Origin of the sequence: Micromonospora sp. NPDC005171, assembly GCF_040608575.1 — a bacterium.
In the GTDB taxonomy this organism is placed as follows: Bacteria; Actinomycetota; Actinomycetes; order Mycobacteriales; family Micromonosporaceae; genus Micromonospora.
In genome coordinates this window covers 1-20,750 of sequence record NZ_JBEXIM010000034.1, presented here as the reverse complement: position 1 = coordinate 20,750, position 20,750 = coordinate 1, and the positions used below count along the sequence as shown (strand labels likewise).

Genomic DNA, 20,750 nt, shown 5'->3' with positions numbered 1-20,750 from the left:
CCGGGGTGGGTGGGGTGCACCACCCACCCCGGGGACCGGCCCGGGTCCGGGGAACGACGGACCGGGGCTGGCGGACGGCCTGACACCCACGGTCAGGCCGGGGTGGGCCGGCCATCTGGCCGACGCAGCGGATCGGCCGGCCCGCCCCACCGCCCGGACTGAAGCCAGCCGCGAAAAAGCCCAGAAATTCGGGCCGTCGCGGGATCACACCGAGGTCCGTGACGGAGTAACGTACGTCACCGGAGAGGCCGCTCCCCCCGTGGCGGCCTCTCCACTTTTTTGCCCCGGCTCCGCCCGCTTCTCTGCCCCGGCGGGTCAGTGGGGCGGCGCGACCGGGTGACGCAGCCCCGGGTGCCCGGCGGGCAGCGAGCGCCGCAGCACCACCCAGCTCAGCGCCAGCGCCGCAGCGACCAGCGGCCAGGTCAGCGCCACCCGGGCCACCACCAGCGCGAGCACCTGCCCGCCCAGGTAGAGCGGCACGAACACGGCGAGCCGCAGCAGGTAGGTCGCCGCCCACACCCAACTGGCCCGGCCGTACCCGCGCAGCAGCGCCGGGTCACGCCGCCACCGGGCGCGTTGGCCCAGCACCGCGCCGACCAGCACGCCGAGCAGTGGCCAGCGCACCACGATGCTGACCGTCCACGCCAGAGCGCTCGCCGCGTTGGACAGCACCTGGATCAGGAAGAAATTCTCGGCCCGGCCGGTGCGCACCGCGATCAACGCCGCGACGCAGACGGCCAACAGTCCGATCAGCACCGAGCGCGGCCGCTCACCCCCACGCAGCCGTACGCCGGCCACCACCGCGCCCACGGCCACCGCCGCACCGACCCCGCCCCAGAGCGACTCGCCGCCCAGCAGCCAGCCCGCCGCGAACGCCAGCGGCGGCACCGTGGCGTCGATGGCGCCGCGTCGCCCGCCCAGCAGATCCGTCAGCGACTCGGCCCGCGCCGGCCCGCCCGGACCGGCGCCGGCCGGCACCGGCGCCCCCAGGCCCGGGTCGTCGCCCGCACGCTGCTCCGGACCGGGTTCGGCCGGGCCGCTGTCGCGCGCCGGTGTTCCGCTCACCACCGCCTCCTCGCCTCCGGCACAACCTAACCGGCGATTGACGGCGGGCCACCGCTTGGACCGCTGACACCTGCCGCTACGGTGTGCGGATGCGCGCGACGGCACGGGGTTGGACCGCGGTCTGGTTGGTCGTACTGGCCCTCGTCCAGGCGGCTGCCTTCCTCGCCGTGTGGCGGGTGGCCGTGCACTCCGAGGCCGGCCAGTGGGTGGACACGGTCGCCCTCACTGGCAACCGGATCGGGCAGGACACCATCGACGGTCCGGTCGACCGGCTCCTCAACGCGATGTCCGTGGTCTCGCTGTTGGCCGCCACCGCGATGATCGGGTTCATCGCGCTGATCCGGGGGCGGATCGCCCTGGCGATCACCGCGACCCTGCTGATCGCCGGAGCGAACGTCACCACCCAACTGCTCAAGTACGGGCTGAACCGGCCCGACTACGGACTCGACCCGGAACGCGCCGCGGTGGGCAACAGCCTGCCCAGTGGGCACGCCACGGTGGCCGCCTCGGTGGCGGTCGCGCTGATGCTCGTGCTGCCGCGCAAGGTGCGGGCCGCCGGCGCCTTCATCGGTGCCGGCTACGCCGCCGCTGCCGGAGTCGCCACCCTCTCCGCCGGCTGGCACCGGCCCAGCGACGCCGTCGCCGCGTACCTCGTGGTGGGGGTGTGGGCGGCGCTGGCCGGGCTGCTGCTGTTGGTCACCCAGCGGGAGCAGGCCGAGATCGCCCCCGGCGACGCGCACCGGGTCGCGGCGCTGGTGCTCGGGCTCGGCGGTGTGCTCGCCCTGGTCGCCTGCGGGCTCTCCCTGTCCTGGCTGCTCGACCTGCGTGGCACCGGGCCGGAGGAGCTGGCCCGCCGTCCCCTGTTCGTCGGGTACGCGGGCAGCGCCGCCGGCATCGCCGGCACGATGGCGGTGGTGATGGCGTTGGTGCTCACCGTCGTGCACCGGCTGGTGCCCCGGGTCAAGGGCTGAGCCGCCCGGTGGAGCCGGTCCGGGCGGCGTTCCGCGCCGAGTGCGCGCGACTCACCGACATCCTGGCCGAGTTGACCGACGCTGATCTCGGCCGGCCCACCGACTGCCCTCCGTGGAACGTCCGCGACCTGATCGCGCACACCCGCACCGGGGCCGGCCGGCTGGCCGACATGCTCGCCGCGCCCGCCCCGCCACGCGCCGAGGTGGACGCCGCCGGCTACTTCGGCGCGGCGAAGTTCACCGCCGAGGTCGACGCCGACCGGATCGCCGGCGGCCAGCGCGACGCCTCACAGGTGGGCCGGGCGGCGCTGGCGGCCGAGTTCGACAGGGCCTGGCGGGCCACCGACGCGGCCGTCGCCGCCGCGCCGCCCGACCGGGTGGTGCGGACCCGGCACGGCGACGCGATGCGCCTCGGTGAGTTCCTGCGGACCCGGGTCGTCGAGGTGGGTGTGCACGGGTTGGACCTGGCCGCCGCGCTGGGCCGGCCCCCGTGGCTCACCCCACCGGCGGCCGTGGTCATCGCCGAGCTGCTCACCGGTGGACGACCGACACCGGCCGGATTGGGCTGGGACCGGCTGACCCTGATCCGCAAGGCCACCGGCCGGGCGGCGTTGACCGCCCCGGAACGGGCCACGATCGACGCCGCCGGCTTCCGCTGGCTCTCCTTCGGCCGCTGACCCGGGCTGCCCTTCCCGGGGCGACTGCCGACGGCACGCCCAGGGGTTGCCACCATCGGTCGCCGCTGCTTCGGGTCGCGGGGCGCTGTCGGGTCAGCTCGCGGCGCGGGGCGCGGGGACGTGCGGGGCGACACCGCGCAGGTGCGTCAGCACCACCGGGTCGATCCGCCCCGGTACCAGCCGCTCCTCCAGGTTCTCCAACCCGGCCCAGGAGACCAACGCCGCTTCGGTGCCGTCCTCGTGGACCGGATGGCCGAGGGCGCCGAGCAACGCCGCCACCTCGGCGGCGACCGCGCCGCTCAGGTCGAGCAGGGTGGCCGGGTCGGGTCGGCCGAACAGCATGGTGTGCACAGTGAGCAGGCGACCCAGCTCGGCCACCGGATCCGGGTGGTCGTCCACGCGAAGGTCCACCACCACGTCGCTGGTGCCGCCGTACCCGCCGCCGCGCTCGACCACCAGCAGGCCGGCGCTCTGCCGGCCACGCCGGTCGCCGCCGGCCTCGTCGCCGGCCCGCAGCGCGGCGACCAGCCGCTCGGCGAACGGCAGCGCCGTGCCCGCCTGCCAGGTCGCACCGAGGGCGTCGACGACCTCCGGCCCGGTGAGCACGTTGCCCTGCGCGGCCCAGCCGTCGCCGGTCCGCCCGCCGGCCCACGGATGGCAGGCCGGCCCGGTCCAGCTGGCACCCGAACCGCTGGCCCCGACGACGCCGAGCTGGCGGTGCTCCCGCTCGGGGTCGGCGGCGATCAGCCCGGCCACCACATCGGCGGCGGCCACCCCGGTCCGCAGCAGGGTGAGGCCCTGCGGACGGTAGGCGAGGTTGACGTGCGCCTGGGTGGCCAGCGCACCCACCTCGGCGGCGGCGGCCGGCACCAGCGCCCCGGCGGCGAGGAACTTGCTGGCTACGGCCACGCCGTGCAGGCGGCCGTCGGCGGAACGGGCGACGAGCGAGAAGGTCACCGGCCGAGACTAACCTTCCCCGGCCGACCGGTCATCGTCGTGCGCCACCGGTTCAGAGCCGTGGCGTGGCGGGCTCCGGTGGAGTGCCGTGCGCCCGACGGGCGTCGGCCACCGCGACCGCGGTCAACACCACCACCCCGACTCCGGTCGCCACCACTCCGGGCAGGAACAGCAGCGGCACCGCCGACGCCACCAGCACCAGCAGGGCGATCCACCGCGACGGGGAGACGCGTGCGAACACCTCGTACTCGAAGCGGGCCCGGCCGGCCAGGAACAGCGCCGGCCCACCCAGCACCATGGTCAGCCACGTTCCCGGGATCCGGTCCAGTGGGTGTTCGATGACCAGCTCGTAGCCGATCGCGGTCGCGGCCAGGCCCACCACCATGACCAGGTGGGTGTCTGCCGCGGAGCGACCGATGGCGGCGGGATGCCGGGCCTTCATCACCGCCTCGGCCAGGAGCTGCCCGGCCCGCTGCACATAGATCCGCCACAGCATGATCGACGTCGCCAGGGCCAGCGCGAACGCCCAGGCGTGCCCCGACTCGTACGGTCCCTTGCTGTAGCTGAGACCGGCCACCAGGAGTGTCTCGCCCAGCGCGACCAGGAAAAACTGTTGGTACCGCTCGGCCAGGTGCTCCCCGGCAACCTCCCACTTCGACACCGTCGACCGGCCCAGCCCGGGCACCGGCCAACCGAATTGGGCAGCCACATACTCGATGACCATCGCCGCCGTCCAGAGCAGCACCTGCGCGTTCGTGGCCAGCAGCGCCCCGGCGATCCACAGCACCCCGGTGAGGGCGAACACCACCGCCATGCGCACCTTCAGCCAGCGGTGCGGGCGCAGCCCGAGCGCCACCGAAAGGACCACCGGCCGAGACAACTGCGCGACCACGTACGCCACCGCGAACATCAACCCGGTCTCGCTGAACGCCCGGGGGATCGCCACCCCCATCACCATCCCGGACACCAGCGCGGTCAACACCACGATCTGCAACGCAAGCCGGTACGGGTCGTACCGGCTGGTCGTCCAGGTGGTGCCCTGCCAGAGCGACCAGAGCGCGAGCAGCAACAGCAGCGTCTTGCCGCCGCCGGTGACCGCCGCCCAGCTGTTCTCCCGGGCCGGCCCACTGGTCAGATCCTCGAACGCGCGAGCGGCGATGCGGGTGAGCGCGAAGACGTACACCAGGTCGAAGAAGAGTTCCAGGAACGTCGCCCGGCCGGGCGTGGACGCCGCCGGGACCGGCTCCTGGTGTCCCGCCGCCATGGAACCCATGGTCAGCGGCCTGCGCCTTCGGTCCGGTCCACCTCGAAGTGGTAGCACTTCCCACCGGCCCGTACCACCGGAAACCGGCGATTCTGCCCAACCCGGGGATCTTGCTCGGGCCCGCGTCAACGGGCACGATCGACCGGTGACGAATCGATGGGGCATGACCGTGCCGTTGGGCGGGATCGCGCTGGCGCAGCACGACGCGGCCTACGCGGCCCTCGACCGGGCCGGGTTCACCGACGTCTGGTCGTCCGAGGTCGCCGGGACCGACGCGTTCACCCCGCTGGCGCTCGCCGCGGCCTGGCAGCCCGGGCTGCGGCTGGGCACCGCGATCACGCCGGTCTTCACCCGGGGGCCCGCGCTGCTGGCGATGAGCGCCGCGGCGCTGGCCGAGGCCGCGCCGCGCCGGTTCTCGCTCGGCATCGGCGCGTCCTCACCCGTGCTGGTACGCGACTGGAACGCGGTGCCGTTCGACGAGCCGTTCCGCCGTACCCGCGACGTCCTGCGGTTCCTGCGCGCCGCGCTGCGCGGCGAGACCGTCGACGAGGCCTACGACACGTTCGCCGTCCGCCGCTTCACCTTGGAAAGGCCGCCGGCGGTGCCGCCGTCGATCCTGCTCGCCGCGCTGCGCCCGGGGATGCTCCGGCTCGCCGGCGCGGAAGCCGACGGGGTCATCCTCAACTGGCTCGGCGCCGACGACGTGCCGCGTGCCCTCGCCGAGCTGGGACAGCGGCGCGCCGGCTTCGAGGTCGCCGCCCGGATCTTCGTCTGCCCCACCGAGGACGCCGCGTACGCCCGGGCGCTGGGCCGCCGGCTCATCACCAGCTACCTCACCGTCGGCGCGTACGCCGAGTTCCACCGCTGGCTCGGCCGCGACGAGATGCTCGCGCCCATGTGGGCGGCGTGGGCCGCCGGTGACCGGCGCGGCGCCAACGCGGCGGTGCCCGACGAGGTGGTCGACGCGCTGGTTCTGCACGGCTCACCGGAGCGGTGCCGCGCCGAGGTGCGCCGCTACGCCGACAACGGGGTGGACGTGCCGATCATCGCGCTGCTGCCGATCCCCGAGGTCACCGCCGGCGGCGCGAGCGCGCTGCTCAGCCTCATCGCCCGGTTGGGCACGAACCTCGTGGAGGCGTCCGCGTGAACCTCACCGACCGGATCGTGGTGGTCACCGGCGGGGCCGGTGGCATCGGCGCGGCGCTGTCGCGCCGGTTCGCCGCCGAGGGCGCCGCCGCCGTGGTGGTCGCCGACCTGGACGCCGACGCGGCCCGCACGGTCGCCGGAGGCATCGGCCCGGTGGCACACGCCCGGGCCCTCGACGTCACCGACGAGGAGCAGGTCCGCGCGCTGGTCGCCGACACCGAGCAGCGGTACGGCCGGATCGACCTGTTCTGCGCCAACGCGGGGGTGACCACCGGCGGGGGAGTGGAGGTCGACGACGCCGGCTGGGACCGGGCCTGGCGGGTCAACGTGCTGGCCCACGTCTACTCGGCCCGCGCGGTACTGCCCGGCATGCTCGCCCGGGGCGGCGGGCACCTGCTGCACACCTGCTCGGCGGCGGGTGTGCTGACCGCGGTGGGCGACGCCGCGTACACCGCGACGAAGCACGCCTCCGTGGGGTTCGCGGAGTGGCTGGCCATCACCTACCGGGACCGCGGCGTCCGGGTCAGCGCGCTCTGCCCGCAGGGGGTGGACACCCCGATGCTCGCCGACGGGCTCGCCGAGGGTCACCTCGGCGCCCGGGTGGTCGCCGCGTCCGGCGCGGTGCTCACCCCGGACCAGGTCGCCGCCGCGGCCGTCGCCGGGCTGGCCGAGGAACGTTTCCTGATCCTGCCGCACCCCGAGGTCGCCGACTACGCGCGCCGCCGCGCCGAGGACCCGGACGGCTGGCAGGCGGGCATGCGCAAACTCATCCGCCGGCTGACCGCCTGATCCGCTACCGCTACCGCTACCGCAACCGGAACGCGGTAGCGTTGCGTGTAGTAGTCGATGATGTCGCTCGAATGCTGGTCCACGCCCTGATGGTCACCGGTGCGCGGTGCGCGGTGCGCGGTGCGGGGGCCATCGGATTTCACCCGCCGGGCTGGCCGGTCATGGTTGCTGGCGGGTGGCGGTCACCAGGGTCATCCGCCGGGGTGCGGGTGCCTGGCGGACGTCGCGGAAGCCGGCTTCGGTGAGGTGGTCGGTGACCCATTCCGGCGCGATGCGCAGCTTGCGGTAGGAGCTGGCGGACAGTGTCCATTCCTGTTGACCGCTGCGTTGGTGGAGCAGGTCGTGGACGGTGACGACGTCGGGCTCGTACTCCAGGAAGCAGGTCAGGATCGAGTCGGCGTCGGCGCGCACCGGGATGAACCGGCTCGTCCCGGTGAGGCTCGTGGTGAGGTCACGGAAGCTGAGGACGACGCGACCGCCCGGCGCCAGGGCGGCGGACAGATCGCCGAAGAGCTGAGTGACGGCCCGGCGGTCCGGCAAATGGGTGAGCGTGTCGCCCATGCAGACCGCCAGTTCGACGGTGCCGGCAGGAAGGTTCGCCGCGACCTGGCTCAGGTCGTCGTGGATGACGCGGATCGCCCGATGGTCACTGGCGTGCAGCTCCAGCTCGGCGAGGAGCTTGGCGCTGCTGTCGACCGCCAGGACGGTCTGATAACCCATCCTGGCCAACGCGACCGACTGGAAACCCGAGCCGCAGCCGAGGTCGACGGCGAGGCCGGTGCCGTTCGGCTCCCCGACACCTGCTTGACGGAGCGCGCCGAGCTGCTCCTCGACGAGGTCCGGGTAGGGCGCACCGAACATCCAGGTGTAATGGTCGGCGAGAAAGCCGTCGTAGTGCGGGTTCATCAACGCTCCACTCTGCTCGCCAGAAGGACTTGAGTAGTTCACAAGGTGGGGAACGGGCTCATCCCCCGGCGACGGGAGCACCCTCCCCTCCACGGGGGAGGAAGCCTGCCCAGCGCCACAGGTCACGCGCCTGCTCATCGGAAGAAGCGGCGGGCGCGGCGCAGCGGGGTGGGGTGCACGGACCAGAGCAGGCGGCGCCACCAGGGGCGGGCGGAGCGGAGGGTGGCCACATAGGTGGTGGCCACCTCGGCGGCGTGAGCCGCCTGGTCGGGTGTGGCGGCGCCAGGAGCGAAGCCCACCTGATTGAGCAGGGCCGCCAGCTCGTCGACGGCCGGCCCGTCGGCTGTCGGGCCGTCGCCGTTGGTGCCCGCCCGGGCGTCGGCGAGGGCCCGGCGGGCGTGCCCGGCCACCTCGGTGGCGGCCAGGTCGTCCCCGACCGGTCTCCCGGCCAGTCGGAGCGCGTCGGTGACCTCCCGCCAGGCGCCAGCGATGCGCTGGCCGGGGTCACCCCGCACGAGCCGGCTGCGGGTGAGGGAGCGGCGCATCGCCAGCAGGGTGAGCAGCAGTGCCCCCACCACCAGCAGCAGACCGCCGCTGCCGCCTGCCACCAGCACCGGCGTGGAGACCCCGTCCGAGGCGGGCGGTCCGCCGTCGGCGGTCGCCGGATCCGGTGCGGCGCTGGGCTCCGCTGTCGGTGCCGGCGCGTCCGACGGCGGCGGTTCCTCCGGCGTGGGGCGAAAATCCTCCTCCACGGGTCGGGGTTCGTCGTTCGGGCGGGGCAGCGGGTTGAACGGCACCCAACCCAGCCCGTCGAAGAGCACCTCCGGCCAGGCGTACGCGTCGCCGGCCAGCACCGGCCCCTGCCCACTGGTCCGGAAGCCCACCACCACCCGGGTCGGCAGCCCGGAGAGCCGACCGAGGACCGCGAAGGCCGCAGCGAACTGCTCCGACGTGCCCTCCTGCCCGCCGCCGTTGCGGGGCCCGAACAGAAAGAAACCCAGATTCGGGTACGCGTGCCCGCTCGGCGCGTCCGCCACCACCCGGTAGTGCTCGGCCAGGAACTGCTCGATCGCCGACGCCCGCGCGTACGGCGCGCCGTTCTCCTCGGCGAGTTGGGTGGCCAGCCGGCGCATCGGGTCGGGCACCCCGTCGGCAACCCGCAGCACCCGGGCCACCTCGTCGCCGGCGGGCACGTTCGCGGTGGCCAACAGGTTCGAGTCCGGTCGTTCCTCGGCGGAGGTCACCGCGTACCGCAGACCCGGCGTCAGCCCCTCCGGCCGGATCAGCGTTCCGCTCGCCGGGTCGTACGCCACCCGCGCCCCACTGACCTCTCGGGGCGTCGCCACCGCGGGCAGCAGCCGACCGCTCAACTCGGCCACGCTGATCTGCTGCCGAACCGTCTGCACGGTGCTGTCGCGGGCCGGGGTCGCGGCCGGCAGTATTCGCCCGGCGTTGCGGTACGTCGCGCCGACCCGCCACGTCACCCCGTCGTAGTCGCTGAGCACCGCCAACCGGATCCGCACACTGCGCGCGTCGTCCGCCGCCGGGTCGGTCCCGAGCGGCACGTCGGGGCGTTCGGTGTTCACGTCGAGGAGCTTCTGCTCCGGGTGCAGCGCCCAGCCGGAGATCCGGATCAGTGGGTTCTCGTCCAGCGTCTGCACCTGCGGCGGCTCCACGTACCGGCGTGGGTCCACCGGCCGGCCGTCGACCTGCTCGGCGACGACCGGGCCGAGCAGCGCGACCAGCCCGACCACCACCGCCACCCCGAGGGCCGCGCTGGTGGCCAACCGCAGCCGCACCGCCGCGCGTACCCGGGGGGTCAGGTCGGCGGTCGGATCGCCGCCGCCCGACGCCGCCCGGGTGGGGGTGGCCAGGCCGATCGCCGCGACCGCGACGAACGCCAGCGTCGACCCCACCGTCGGTTCGGCGTTCGGGCCGACCACGTAGAGGGCGGCGGCGTAGAGCCCCGCCGCCGGCAGGTAACCCAGCAACACCCTGCCCGTGCGCAGCGCCACCTCCGCGCCGGCCAGCCCGGCCAGCCAGGCGGCGACGACAGGCACCAGCACCGTGTCCGGGGTGGGCTCCACCGGGATCATCGCGGTGAGCAGCCGGGGGATGCCGTTGCGGGCGGCGTCCGCGGTGACCTCCAGCAGGCCGCCCGGCAGCTCCGCGCGGGTGGCCGCCAACCGCAGCGACCACAGTGTCCAGCCGGCCATCGCGGCCACCGACACCGGCGCCACCAGCCACGACGGCAACCGTCGGGCGGCCACGCTGACCAGCACAGAACCTGCCGCCGCGCCGATGACCAGCCAGGTCAGGAGGCCACCGGCGTACACCCGGCCGAGCACCACCCCGGCGAGCGCCGTCAGCCCGATCAGCGCCAGCGGCAGAACCGCCGCCCGCAGCACTCGCACGGCGCCCGTCACCACCGGCGTACCCCGTCCCACTCGGCGGCGAACTGCGCGCCGTCCGCCGCGTCGACGACCACCAGCCCGGCGGTGCCCGGCGGCGTCGGCTCGGCCGCGCCGAACACCCCGACCACCACCGACGGGTACGCCCCGCGCAGCGCCCCGACGTGCCCCAGCTCGTCGCGGCCACCCGGCCCGGTCAGGAAGATCAACGTGTCGCCGAGCCGGTCCTGCCGCAGCCGCGTGGTGGCCGCGCGGACCGCGTCACCATCGCCGGACAGTTCGGCGGCGGCGAGCCGGTCCAGCGGCCCGAGCGCGCCGTCGGTGTCGGGCGTCGGGACCGCCGCCGGCCCCGTCGGCCCCGCCGGCTCCGCGGCGGCCAACAGCAACAGCACCGGCAGGTCGGCGCGGTGCGCGGCGGTGACGATCGACGCCGCCGCCTCGCAGGCCGCCTCGAACGACTCCGCGACACCGCCGACCCGCTGCGGGTGCGCGGCGATCCGGTTGTCCAGCAGGACGACCAGGCGCGGCAGGCTGGTGTCCACGTTGTCCCGCACCATCAGCTCACCCACCCGGGCGCTGGTGCGCCAGTGCACCCGGCGCAGCTCGTCACCGACCACGTACTCCCGCAGCGAGTCGAACGTGATCGACCCGTGCGGGACACCGTCCACCCGCCCGTCGAGGCTGCGCCCCGCACCGCGCGGGACCGCCGTCAGCGGGTGGATCCGGGGGTGCACCCAGACCGGCACCGCCGCACCGTACGGGCGGGCCAGCGCCACCAACCCCAGCGGGTCGCGTCGGGTCACCCGCAGCGGACCGACCGGCACCACCCCGCGACGGTCGGTCGGCACGTCGTAGCGGACCTCGGTGTCCCGGCCGGGGCGCAGGCGCAGCACCGGCACCGGCACCGTCCGCTCCCCGCACCTGTCCTCGGCCAGCAGGTTCGCCGACCGCAGCCGCCCGGTGTTGCGCACCGTCAACGTCATGCTCGCCGGTTCGCCACGCGCCACCCGGTCCGGGTCTGCGCGCCGGGTCACCGTCAGCCGCGGCCGCCAGGCCGCGACCAGCGCGGCGTAGCCGACGGCCGCGCCGGCCGCCGCGCCGAGCAGCGTCAACTCGGGGTACGCGAACCGGAAACCCGCCCCCAGCAGCAGAACGGCGGCGACGAGCAGCCCGACCCCACGGGCGGTGATCCCCATCGCGCTGCTGCCGGTCAGCCCTGCACCGGAGCGGGTTGCCCCGACGGCAGCGGCACCGGCACCGAGGCGACGGCCTGGCGCAGCACCTCCGCGGGGGTCATCCCGCGCACCTGGGCGTCCGGGGTGAGCAGCAGCCGGTGCGCGAACACCGCCTCGGCGAGCGCCTTCAGATCCTCCGGCATGATCCAGCCCCGCCCGTCGATCAACGCGTACGCGCACGCCGCCCGGGTCAACGCGATCACGCCCCGGGGGCTGACCCCCACGCGCACCTGCGGGTGGGTGCGGGTGGCCGCGGCCAGCCGGACCGCGTACGCGTAGAGCGGCTCGGCGATGTGCACCCGGCGGGCCATCCGGACCATCTCACCGACGGTGGCGGTGTCGGTGACCGGGGCCAGCGCCTCGGGGGAGCGCACTGTCGCGCCGCGTAGCACCTCGACCTCGACCGCCTCGTCCGGGTACCCGACGGAGAGCTTCACCAGGAACCGGTCCAACTGCGCCTCGGGCAGCCGGTAGGTGCCGTCCATCTCCACCGGGTTCTGCGTGGCCACCACCAGGAACGGCGACGGCACCGGGTGCCGGACCCCGTCCACAGTGACAGTCCGTTCCTCCATCACCTCCAGCAGCGCCGACTGGGTCTTCGGCGACGCCCGGTTGATCTCGTCGGCGATGACGATGTTGGCGAAGACCGGCCCCGGGTGGAACTCGAAGTCCCGGGTCGCCTGGTTGAAGATCGTCACGCCGGACACGTCCGAGGGGAGCAGGTCGGGTGTGAACTGGATGCGCCGCCACTCACCCTTCACGGTGGCGGCGATGGCACGCGCCAGGGTCGTCTTACCGACCCCGGGCACGTCCTCCAGCAGCACATGACCCTGGGCGAACAGCGCGGTCAGCGCCAACCGCACCACCTGCGGCTTGCCGAGCACCACCGCGTTGACGTTCTCGGCCAGCCGGGCGGCCAGGGCGGCGAAACCCTGCACCTCCGGCTGGGTGAGCGGCTCGTGGGTGTTCACGGTCGGTGGTGCTCCTCGCCTGGTGGTTCAGCAGGTGGGCAGGGTGTTGATGTTGTCGCCGCCCTCCAGGTTGAGCCAGGCCCACGGGATGTAGTTCTTCCCCTTGAAGTCGACCTGCACCCACCAGGTGCTGCGCTTGTCGTTGTTGTAGATCCAGGCGTCGACGTCCTCACCGGACTTCTTGCAGTACGCCTTGAGCCGGCTGCCGGGCTTCGCCCAGCCGGCCTGCTGGTCGTTGTCCTGCCGGGTGACCTTGAAGACCTCGTTGCCGTTACGGGCGCCGGGAATCTCCTTGTTGCAGTAGGTCCGCTGGTCGCCGTCGGGCCCGTTGTTGCAGGTCGCTATCCCGTACAGCGGCTGGGTTTCCTCGGTCGTCTTTGCCGTGCCCTTACCGGCGGCGTTGGTGGCCGTCACCGTGAACGTGTAGGTGGTGCCCGGCGTCAGGCCCGCCATCGTGATGCTGGAACACGCCCCGGCCTTCGCCGGCTCACCCGCCGTGCTCAGCGTGCAGGTGGCCTTGCCGCCACCGGCGTCCACTGTGAACGTCACCGTCGCCCCGGTGGCGGTCGACGAGGAGCCGGTCACCGTTACCCGTGGCTCGGCCACCGTGCGGGCGGTGGCGGTGGCCTCCGGGCCCGGCCCGGCCTCGTTGACCGCCTTCACCTTCACCGTGACGTTCTGGCCGTTGCCCAGCCCGGTGACGGTCGTGCGGGTGTCGGTCACCTCGCTGACCCGCCCGCCGACGTCCACCAGGTACTTCGTCACCGGCCGACCGTTGGCTACGGCCGCCGCCCACTGCACCGTCACCGCGCCCGGCTGGTTGGCGACAGTGCCGGCGCGCAGGTCGAGCGGTCGATCGGGCGCCGCGAAGGGCACCACCGTGTTGCTGACCGGGGACGCCGCCGATCCGGCGCCCTTGCTGTTGACCGCCACCACAGTGAACGCGTACTGGGTGCCGAACTCCAGCTCACCGGCGGGCACCACCAGCTCCGTCCTCGTCGACTCGCCGGCCGGCGCGTTCGTCCCGGCCGAACTGGCCGTCACCGCGTACCTCGCGATGGTGTTGCCCTGCCCGTTCGCCGCCGGCCACTTCACCAGCACCGTGCCGTCCGGCCGCTCCTGCGCGGTGACGCTCGCCGGCGGGTCGGGCACCGCCGCGGTCGGCGTCACCGGGTTGCTGGAGCGCGCCGGGCCGTCGCCCTTGGCGTTGACGGCGTGCACCGCGAACCGGTACGTCTCGCCGTTGGTCAGGCCCTTGACCTCCACCGCACGCTGGTTGGCGCCCACCTGCACACGCTGGCCGGCGCCCTCCACCACGTACTTGATGATCTCGGCGCCGTTGGCGGCGGCCGGCCGCCAACTCACCCGCGCCTGGGCGTTGCCGGCGGACGCGGTGACGCTGCGCGGCGCGCTCGGCTTGCCCACCCGCGGCTTCTTCGGCGGGGGCGGCGGCGGGGGGACCGGCGGCGGGTCGCCGCCGAGCACGTCGTTGGCGTACTTGTTGACCTCGCGCACCTGGTGCTTGTCGTCCACCACCCGGGCGGTCGCCGAGTCGGGGGAGTTGATGAACAGGTGATTCTCCCGGACCTCCAGCTCCAGCGGCCCGTTGGCCCGCCCGCGGATGGTCTCGACCAGCTGACCCGCAGCGTCGAAGGAGTAGATGGTGCCGGTGGCCTCGTCGGCGCAGTAGAACCGGTTGGCCCAGGCCACCGCCGGGCTGAGCCGGTCCCCCTCGCCCGGCACTGTGAACGCGCTCTCCTGCCCACCGTCACCGACCAGCAGCACCCGCCGGTCGGCGGTCACAGTGACCGGCACCCGGGCGCCGCTGGTGCGCGCGGGCAGCGCCGCCGGACCGGACAGCGTCAGCGGCGTCGGGTGCACCTCACCGTGCTGCACCCGCACCAGCTTCCCGGCCGTCCGGTCGAGCACCGCCACCCCGTCGTCCAGGGTGGAGACCACCAGCTCGTGGCTGGCGTCGGCGACGTCGTACGACTCGACCTTCTGAGGGCTGAGTCCGGCGCCCGCAGGCGCGGCCGACGCCGGCGCGGACGGCAGCTTGGCGGCGGTGATCGCCGAGACGGTGCCCTGGCTGGGCACCGCGATCCAGAGTCGACCCTTACCGTCGAAGGTGCCGCCGGTGATGCCCGGCGGGTAACGCACCGGCTCGCCGACCGGCGTCAACGATCGTGGGTCGAGCTGCCGGACGATGCCCTGCACGGCGTCGACGACGAACGCCGCGTCCTCGTGCAGGGCCACACTGACGCCCAGGCCGGGGGTGGTCCGGGTGGTCGCGCTGAGCTGGAGGGTGGCCAGATCCAGGGAGCTGACCTGCCCGGTCTGCAGGTCGCGGAGGAGCAGCAGCCGGTCGGTCTGGGTGATCTGCATCGGGTGCTGACGGGCGCCGGGGATCTCGGTGCGAGTGTCCACCCGGGCGGTGACCCCGTTGACCCGGGCCAGCTCGCTGCGCGCCGCGCTCCACAGCCAGGAACTCGCGTCGTAGTTGGCCACCGCGTTGTCCGCCGCGCCCAACCCGAGGACGGTCAGCCCCATGGCGGCCAGCAGCGCGGACACCGTGCCGACGGTCACCAGCCCGCCGCGCAGCCGGGACCGGGAGCGGGGGGCCTCGGTCTGTACGGCGTCGTCGATGCTGGCCACAGCCGGCTGCCTCCCCTGAGTCGTGGCAGGTGGCGCGCCTCGCGGCGACCCCTCCCCTGAGCCGGGTGCCATCATATGGCGCTGGTGGTGGCGGGGGAACCCGCACCGTCACCCCTGTGGATACCGAGCGTGTGCGTTGTGGACGTCCAGCTCAGCCCGTTTTCCGCTCGAATCGGCTCGGTCTCCGCTCGACTCAGCGCGGCGACGGTCGACCCGAAGGCTCCCCAGTCGACGTGGCTGTGCGCTCCCGCGCGGTGCAAACCTGCCCGGAAGTCGCAAAGCTGTCAGTGGAGTAGACCGCCAACACGGTGAAGCAGTGGTCCACTCGGGAGTTCAACCCGTTGACCGTGTAGCTGGTCCGGCCCGGGTCCACGGTGGCGATCACGCCCAACGCCTGCCCGGCCCGACCGGCGGCGACCATGAACGGCACCGCACCGCCGGTCGGGTCCGTCCAGGTCAACGTGATCGTTGTCGAATCGTCCCGCAGCTGCAGGTCACCCGGCGCCGGCCCGGTCGACGTTGGGGCAGCGGCCGTCGGCACCGTCCCGGTCGGCGGCGGGTCATCGCGGGTCAGCACCACCGCACCGAGACCCGCCACCGCCACGACGGCCACCCCGGCCGCCACTACCGCGCCGATCAACGCCCCCCGGTTGCGGCCCGTCGACCCACCATCATCGGCGTACGCCAGCCGGTACGCGTCGGGCGCCGGGTGGTACTGCTGACCCGGGTACGGCGCCTGATGCTGATCCTGGGTGTACGGCGTCTGGGGTGGCTGGTGGTGGTACTGCTGAACCGGTGGTGCGGCTGGCGGTGCCAGTGCCGGGTCGGCGCTGACGCCCGGTGACCAGGCCGGCTGCGCGACGGGGCTCGGCTGCCCCGCGACGGGTCCTGCCTGAGCGATGCCCGGGTCTACCCCGGCGGTGGTGAGGTTCGCCTGCGCGGCGGCGGGGTTCGCCCGCGCTGCCGTCGGGGCTGGCTGGGCGGCGGCGGGCCAGCCAGGACTGGCCCCAACCCCGGTCGGGCTGCCATCCGATGGAACGGACGGCAACACCACAGTCTCGTCGGAGAGCGGGCTGCGGGCCCGCTGAGTTGGCACCACCGGGGCGTCGATGATGCCCAGCCCCGAGTCGCCCTCCGCACCGGTGCCGCCCGCGTCCATCGTGGCCTGCTCAGCGGTCATGGCCTGCCCAGCGGTGCCGGCCTGCGGAGCCGTAGTGGTCCGCCCGGCGGTCACGGCCTGCGCAGCACTCGTGGTCTGAGTAGGCGTCGTGGTCTGGGCGGAAGGATCGGCACCGGCAATTGGCAGGGGTTGCGGTGGGGCGCTGCTGCTCCACGGCGGTGCAGTCATTCCCCAGGGCGGCACGGGTGGTGCGCTCACCGGAGGCGCGGAGACGGGAGGTCCGTAGGGCAGCCCGGACACAGGCGGCCCGAAACCTGGCGGTGCGGACACCGGATAGGTGTGCCCGGGTGGCGCGGAGATGGGTTGGGCGTGGCCGGGCGGTGCGGACACGGGGTAGGTGTGCCCGGGTGGCGCGGAGACGGGTTGGGCGTAGCTGGGCGGTCCGGACACGGGTGGGCCGTAGCCGGGTGGTGCGGAGACCGGGTACGGCTGGGCCGGTGGTCCCGAGACCGGGTACGGCTGGCTGGGTGGCGCGGAGACCGGATGCGGGGTCACGGTCGGTGCGCTGAGGGGCTGAGCCGGTGGCCCGCTGACCGGGTACGCCGGCCCTGGGTGGTGACCGGTCGGGGAGGGCCCTGGGTGATCACCCGTCGGGGAGGGCCTGCCCGACGATGTCACCTCGGTGCCGAACACGTTGTGCGATTCGCTCGGCGCGGTTGGCCGCGCGGCAGCTCGGGCGGCCTCCTCGGCGAGCAGCGGCTCGATCTGTCGTACCCGGATCGTGGGGGTGTCCCACCGAGGTGCCAGCACTGCCGGTGTTGCCGGCGGGGCGGTCGACGCCGGGGCGGGTGAGGTCGGCGGCGAGGGTGGCCCGTCGACCACTGCCGGGGTCGCCTGGCCACCGGCCCGCTGACGAGGTGCCACGGCTGGCGCGGGAGGCGGCAGATGTGGTGAGCGTTGCCCTGCCGGCGTTGTCGGCGGGCCTTCAGCCGTCGGCCGCGGCATCGGGCCGACCGCCGGGCTGGACGGTCCCGCCGACTGCTCGTCGAGGCGTTGACGGGGCGGCGTCACGGGCTCGGGAGGTTGCTGGTCGACGCCCGGGCGCGTTGATCCGGGTGGTTGCTCGTTGGCGGGCTGACGGGGTGGCGTCGCACGCTCGGTTGGTTGCGGGTCGGCGCGCTGAAGCGGCGGTAGCGCATTCGTGGAGGGTCGACCGCTGACGCCTGAGCCGAGCGACATCGCATTCGCCGTCGGGGGCGCGGCGGCTCGTGAGCGCGGCGGCGTCGCAGGTCCGGGTGCGGCCGTCGGCGGGCCGGGCTGCACCGGCGCGATCGAGGAAGCCGGCGGCTGAACGGGCGTCGCCCGAAGGGCTGGAACCGCTGCCGCAGGGGCGTTGCCGGGCGGTGTAGGTGTGGCTGGTGCGCGTACCGCTGGAGGGGTCGGTGGGGGCGTGGCCGGCGGTTGCGGCGGCGCCCACGGTGAGGCGGGGGGCGGCGGGCCACCGGCGGAGGGCCGCATCGCGGCGAGGGTCGCCAGCGACAGGGTCGGGCCGGTGAGTGCCGACCGGGCACCCGGCTCGGTCACCGGGGCGGCCGGGGCCGGACCGGGCATCGGCGCGGGGTGCTGCTCGCCCGGCATCGGCGCGGGCGGGCGCAGGTAGTCGCGGGCGGCGCGTACCGCAGGGTGGTTCTCCCCGAGCGCGGCGGGCCCGGCGGTGGCGACGCGGGTGTAGTTGCGGCGGGCCTCGTGCCGGTTGCCAAGCTCCTCCGCTACCTCGGCGAGCTCGAAGGCGAGCGCGAGCATCAGCGGGTCGGAGTGCTCCGAACGCCGCTCGCCCGCCGCGAACGCCTCCTCCAACACCCGGCGGGCGGCGAGCGGGTCGTCCCCCTCCCGGTGCAGCCGGGCCAGCAGGTGCGCGGTGTGCAGCACCTCGGGATGGTCCCCGCCGTACGGCGGGGGAGCGGATTCGACGGCCTCCGCGAGCAGGTGCCGGGCGGCGCTGAGGTCACCCGCGGCGCGCAGGGCGAGGGCTCGGTGCTGGGCGGCTGCCAAGGGGGAGGGATGGGACACGTGGCAATGCTGCCGTCAGAGGGCTGCCGGACGCTACCCGGACACGCCCCGACGGCGTGTCGGTGCGGCCGTTCGAGGCGGCGTGAGCAGCGCCGGAAGGGCTGGCGGAGAGGTGCCGGAAGGCGATGTGCATGATCCACGAGTGGCGTGTACAGTAACTCCCCGTGCGGCTCGCCGCGCCGGCCAACGGGTGGAAAGATCATCTGGTCGGCGAGGTAGGCTGAACGCGCAGGTCCGGGTGGCGGAATGGCAGACGCGCTAGCTTGAGGTGCTAGTACCCGTATAGGGTGTGGGGGTTCAAGTCCCCCCTCGGACACGAACCATAACCCCACGGTGCGCGCTGAGATCCACTGCAGCGCGCACCGTTTGCGTTTCGGTCTGGTAGGTGAGTCGGAGTCCGAGCTGCCGGTAGACCTCGGCTTTGTCGTCGGGGTCGGCGTCGCGCAGCACGGCGACGATGTCGCCGAGCGCTCGGACTAGGTCAGCGATCTGGGAGCGGCTCATCCGGTGTGGCTCTGTCTGCGGGGTCGTTTGAAGATCAGCCTCGGCTCGTGTCCGTTCGTCCTGGGTTTGAGTGATCCAACCGGTGACCAGTGCGGGATCTGCCCCGGCGTCGAGGGCGGCCCGGTACTGGGCGAGCTTTGCGTCACAGGCCGCGATCGTGGCCTGCGCGGCGGCCGTCTGTGGCGTTGTGTCCGTTGGTTGGGCGTCGCACATGGCGGTGATCGTTTGGTCGAGGTGGTCCGGGGTGAACGCGGATGCCAGCCACTCGTCGAGCGGGTCGGTGAGGGCGTCCTCGCGCAGGTAGACGTTGCGGGGGTGTTCGACCTGGTTGGCCAGGGCGTATTCCTGGGGGAAGCGGCAGCGGTAGTAGGCGGCGCCGTGGTTGTACTGGCCTTGCATGCGTCGCTGACAGACGGCGCAGTAGATCATCCCCCGGAAGACGTAGGGGTTGCGGGCGCGGCGTTGGCGCTCCTGACGGTCGACGGCTCGCGCGCGACGGGTGAGTAGGGCTTGCGCTTGCTCGAAGGTCTCGTCGTCGATCAGGGGTGAGTGGGTGATCTCCTTCGAGATCACCCACTTGTCACGCGTGTTCCAGCGCATGACGCCGGTGTGACCCAGCGCGACGTCGTCGACGTCGAGGAGGACTTCGTCGGTGCGTTGCTTGTTCCACACCTGCCTGCCGGTGTAGCGGGGGTTGGTGAGGATGACGCGGATGGCGCTTTTGGACCAGGCGATGCCGCTGCGGTGTCTGTTGCGGGCCCGGTCGTGTGCCGAGGGGCAGGGCACATGGTTGGCGGTGAGTCCTTCGGCGATGGCGAATAGTCCGTAGCCGGCGAGGAATTCGTCGAAGATCCGCCGGACGATGGGGGAGGTCTGGGCATCCGGGGTGAGCCCGCGGAGGTGTTTGCCGTCGGCGGCCTTCGCGGGGTTGGGGTGAGGGCCGAGATCGCGCAGGGTGTAGCCGTATGGCGGGCGTCCGCCGAGGTATCGGCCTTCCAGGAGTGTCTGGGCGGCCATGGCGGTGCGGACGCGCAGCTTGATGCGGTTGCGTTCGCCTTTGCTCATGCCGCCGAAGACGGACATGACAAGCTCATGTGCCTCGTTGTCGGGGTCGATGGGGCCGCCGATCTCGGGTACCCAGAGTTCGACGCCGTAGTGCGCGAAGAGTGGCACCGTGAGACCGAACTGGTTGCCGTAGAAGGCCCGGTGGGGCTCCCCCACAACGACGGCGGAGAAGCCCCGACGTGGGTTACGTAGCGCAGAGAGAAGAGTGTTGGCCTGGATTCGGCGTTGCCAGGGCAGCGAGCGGCTCTGGCCCACGTCGAAGTATTCAGTGACGATGCGGCCGCCGTGAGGCTGGATGAGTGCTGTCGCCCGGGTGAGTTGCCACCCTCGCGACGATTCCGGATCCTGGTTGTCCTCGGTGGAGACACGGCCATAGAAGGCGAAGGGCTTTGGTTCGGGGGAGGTCATTCGTTCTCCTGCTTTGAGTGCTCGGTGTGGCGGTCGTTGAAGCGGGTGAGCAGCTTTAGTAAGGCGGCAGCCGCCTGAGGGTTTAGCTCGGGTGGATGGTCTGGGACCACCACACTGCTAACCCCTGTGGATGTGCCGCCGTCGACGTTGTCGACCGTCCATGAACGGCTGTCTTCGTTAGGTCGGTCAAGTTGCCTGCCTGGCGCGGATGATGGCCTCGGGCGTGATGGCCGCTCGTATGGGTCGCTGGATGGCCGCGTCATGCGCCTCCGTCCGGCGGTCGACCTGCAAGCCGGCCTTCTTGCGTTGCCCGCGTCTCGACTCTGGTTACTCGCATCCGAGACTCGACCGTTGGGTAGGCGATGGCAGCGCCGGTGCGGTCGTGAAGCCATTGCGAGGCGTGGTCCCTTGATGCGTGGCTGGTTGGCGCCGTAGCGATTGAGTGGGTTGTCATGGCTGAGTTCCTCCGGGAGCCGGGTGACTTGCTGGTTTGGTGTCAGGGCATAGAGAAGCGGCCGATGCCGTGAGGCATCGGC

At 73.4% G+C, this 20,750-nt stretch carries 14 protein-coding genes and 1 tRNA gene; 5 read left to right on the top strand and 10 right to left on the bottom strand.

Features of this window, described 5'->3' with window-relative positions; translation table 11 throughout:
- Positions 1 to 315: 315 nt before the first annotated feature.
- Positions 316 to 978 (bottom strand): DUF3159 domain-containing protein, encoded by a 663-nt coding sequence (locus ABZU74_RS27270; RefSeq protein ID WP_355429549.1) that lies wholly within the window; start codon positions 976 to 978, stop codon positions 316 to 318.
- 170 nt (positions 979 to 1,148) lie between these two features.
- Here ABZU74_RS27270 and ABZU74_RS27265 point away from each other — a divergent pair, with 170 nt between their 5' ends.
- Positions 1,149 to 2,036 (top strand): phosphatase PAP2 family protein, encoded by an 888-nt coding sequence (locus ABZU74_RS27265; RefSeq protein WP_355429454.1) that lies wholly within the window; start codon positions 1,149 to 1,151, stop codon positions 2,034 to 2,036.
- An 8-nt stretch (positions 2,037 to 2,044) separates the two neighbouring features.
- Positions 2,045 to 2,713: a maleylpyruvate isomerase N-terminal domain-containing protein gene (locus ABZU74_RS27260; protein ID WP_355429451.1), complete on the top strand. Its 669-nt coding sequence runs from the start codon at positions 2,045 to 2,047 to the stop codon at positions 2,711 to 2,713.
- Between the two features lie 93 nt (positions 2,714 to 2,806).
- On the opposite strand, the gene ABZU74_RS27255 is transcribed toward ABZU74_RS27260, so the two are convergent.
- The gene (locus ABZU74_RS27255; RefSeq protein WP_355429448.1) at positions 2,807 to 3,670 is read right to left on the bottom strand and encodes a DUF1028 domain-containing protein; all 864 of its coding nucleotides are present in this window, start codon (positions 3,668 to 3,670) and stop codon (positions 2,807 to 2,809) included.
- Between the two features lie 52 nt (positions 3,671 to 3,722).
- Positions 3,723 to 4,934: a low temperature requirement protein A gene (locus ABZU74_RS27250; protein ID WP_355429445.1), complete on the bottom strand. Its 1,212-nt coding sequence runs from the start codon at positions 4,932 to 4,934 to the stop codon at positions 3,723 to 3,725.
- Between the two features lie 163 nt (positions 4,935 to 5,097).
- Here ABZU74_RS27250 and ABZU74_RS27245 point away from each other — a divergent pair, with 163 nt between their 5' ends.
- Both ABZU74_RS27245 and ABZU74_RS27240 read left to right on the top strand, forming a co-directional pair.
- Complete coding sequence (locus ABZU74_RS27245) at positions 5,098 to 6,081, top strand: LLM class F420-dependent oxidoreductase (RefSeq protein ID WP_355429546.1); 984 nt, start codon at positions 5,098 to 5,100, stop codon at positions 6,079 to 6,081.
- Positions 6,078 to 6,869 (top strand): SDR family oxidoreductase, encoded by a 792-nt coding sequence (locus ABZU74_RS27240; RefSeq protein WP_355429442.1) that lies wholly within the window; start codon positions 6,078 to 6,080, stop codon positions 6,867 to 6,869. The genes ABZU74_RS27245 and ABZU74_RS27240 overlap by 4 nt, the downstream gene beginning before the upstream one ends.
- Before the next feature lie 159 nt (positions 6,870 to 7,028).
- Here the strand turns inward: ABZU74_RS27240 and ABZU74_RS27235 are convergent, their stop codons facing one another.
- From ABZU74_RS27235 to ABZU74_RS27210, 6 genes are all read right to left on the bottom strand, one after another.
- Positions 7,029 to 7,775 (bottom strand): class I SAM-dependent methyltransferase, encoded by a 747-nt coding sequence (locus ABZU74_RS27235; RefSeq protein ID WP_355429439.1) that lies wholly within the window; start codon positions 7,773 to 7,775, stop codon positions 7,029 to 7,031.
- 134 nt (positions 7,776 to 7,909) lie between these two features.
- A complete protein-coding gene (locus ABZU74_RS27230) occupies positions 7,910 to 10,201 on the bottom strand; it encodes a transglutaminaseTgpA domain-containing protein (protein WP_355429436.1) in 2,292 nt (763 codons plus the stop codon).
- Entirely contained in the window at positions 10,198 to 11,382 is a 1,185-nt protein-coding gene (locus ABZU74_RS27225) for a DUF58 domain-containing protein (protein ID WP_355429433.1), read from the bottom strand. The genes ABZU74_RS27230 and ABZU74_RS27225 overlap by 4 nt, the downstream gene beginning before the upstream one ends.
- A gap of 14 nt (positions 11,383 to 11,396) precedes the next feature.
- Positions 11,397 to 12,392 carry a MoxR family ATPase gene (locus tag ABZU74_RS27220; protein ID WP_124777372.1) on the bottom strand — a complete coding sequence of 332 codons (996 nt, stop codon included), beginning with the start codon at positions 12,390 to 12,392 and terminating at the stop codon, positions 11,397 to 11,399.
- Positions 12,393 to 12,419: 27 nt separating this feature from the next.
- The gene (locus ABZU74_RS27215; protein WP_355429430.1) at positions 12,420 to 15,047 is read right to left on the bottom strand and encodes a fibronectin type III domain-containing protein; all 2,628 of its coding nucleotides are present in this window, start codon (positions 15,045 to 15,047) and stop codon (positions 12,420 to 12,422) included.
- Positions 15,048 to 15,240: 193 nt separating this feature from the next.
- The gene (locus tag ABZU74_RS27210) at positions 15,241 to 18,237 is read right to left on the bottom strand and encodes a tetratricopeptide repeat protein (RefSeq protein WP_355429427.1); all 2,997 of its coding nucleotides are present in this window, start codon (positions 18,235 to 18,237) and stop codon (positions 15,241 to 15,243) included.
- Between the two features lie 232 nt (positions 18,238 to 18,469).
- Here ABZU74_RS27210 and ABZU74_RS27205 point away from each other — a divergent pair.
- Positions 18,470 to 18,553, top strand: a tRNA-Leu gene (locus ABZU74_RS27205).
- Here the strand turns inward: ABZU74_RS27205 and ABZU74_RS27200 are convergent.
- Positions 18,535 to 20,214 (bottom strand): recombinase family protein, encoded by a 1,680-nt coding sequence (locus ABZU74_RS27200; protein ID WP_355429424.1) that lies wholly within the window; start codon positions 20,212 to 20,214, stop codon positions 18,535 to 18,537. The genes ABZU74_RS27205 and ABZU74_RS27200 overlap by 19 nt on opposite strands.
- Between the last annotated feature and the right edge of the window lie 536 nt (positions 20,215 to 20,750).

Coding starts and splice junctions, on each gene's coding strand:
- ABZU74_RS27225 (WP_355429433.1), bottom strand. CDS start 11,382: ATGGGGATCACCGCCCGTGGGGTCGGGCTGCTCGTCGCCGCCGTTCTG.
- ABZU74_RS27235 (WP_355429439.1), bottom strand. CDS start 7,775: ATGAACCCGCACTACGACGGCTTTCTCGCCGACCATTACACCTGGATG.
- ABZU74_RS27245 (WP_355429546.1), top strand. CDS start 5,098: ATGACCGTGCCGTTGGGCGGGATCGCGCTGGCGCAGCACGACGCGGCC.
- ABZU74_RS27250 (WP_355429445.1), bottom strand. CDS start 4,934: ATGGCGGCGGGACACCAGGAGCCGGTCCCGGCGGCGTCCACGCCCGGC.
- ABZU74_RS27200 (WP_355429424.1), bottom strand. CDS start 20,214: ATGACCTCCCCCGAACCAAAGCCCTTCGCCTTCTATGGCCGTGTCTCC.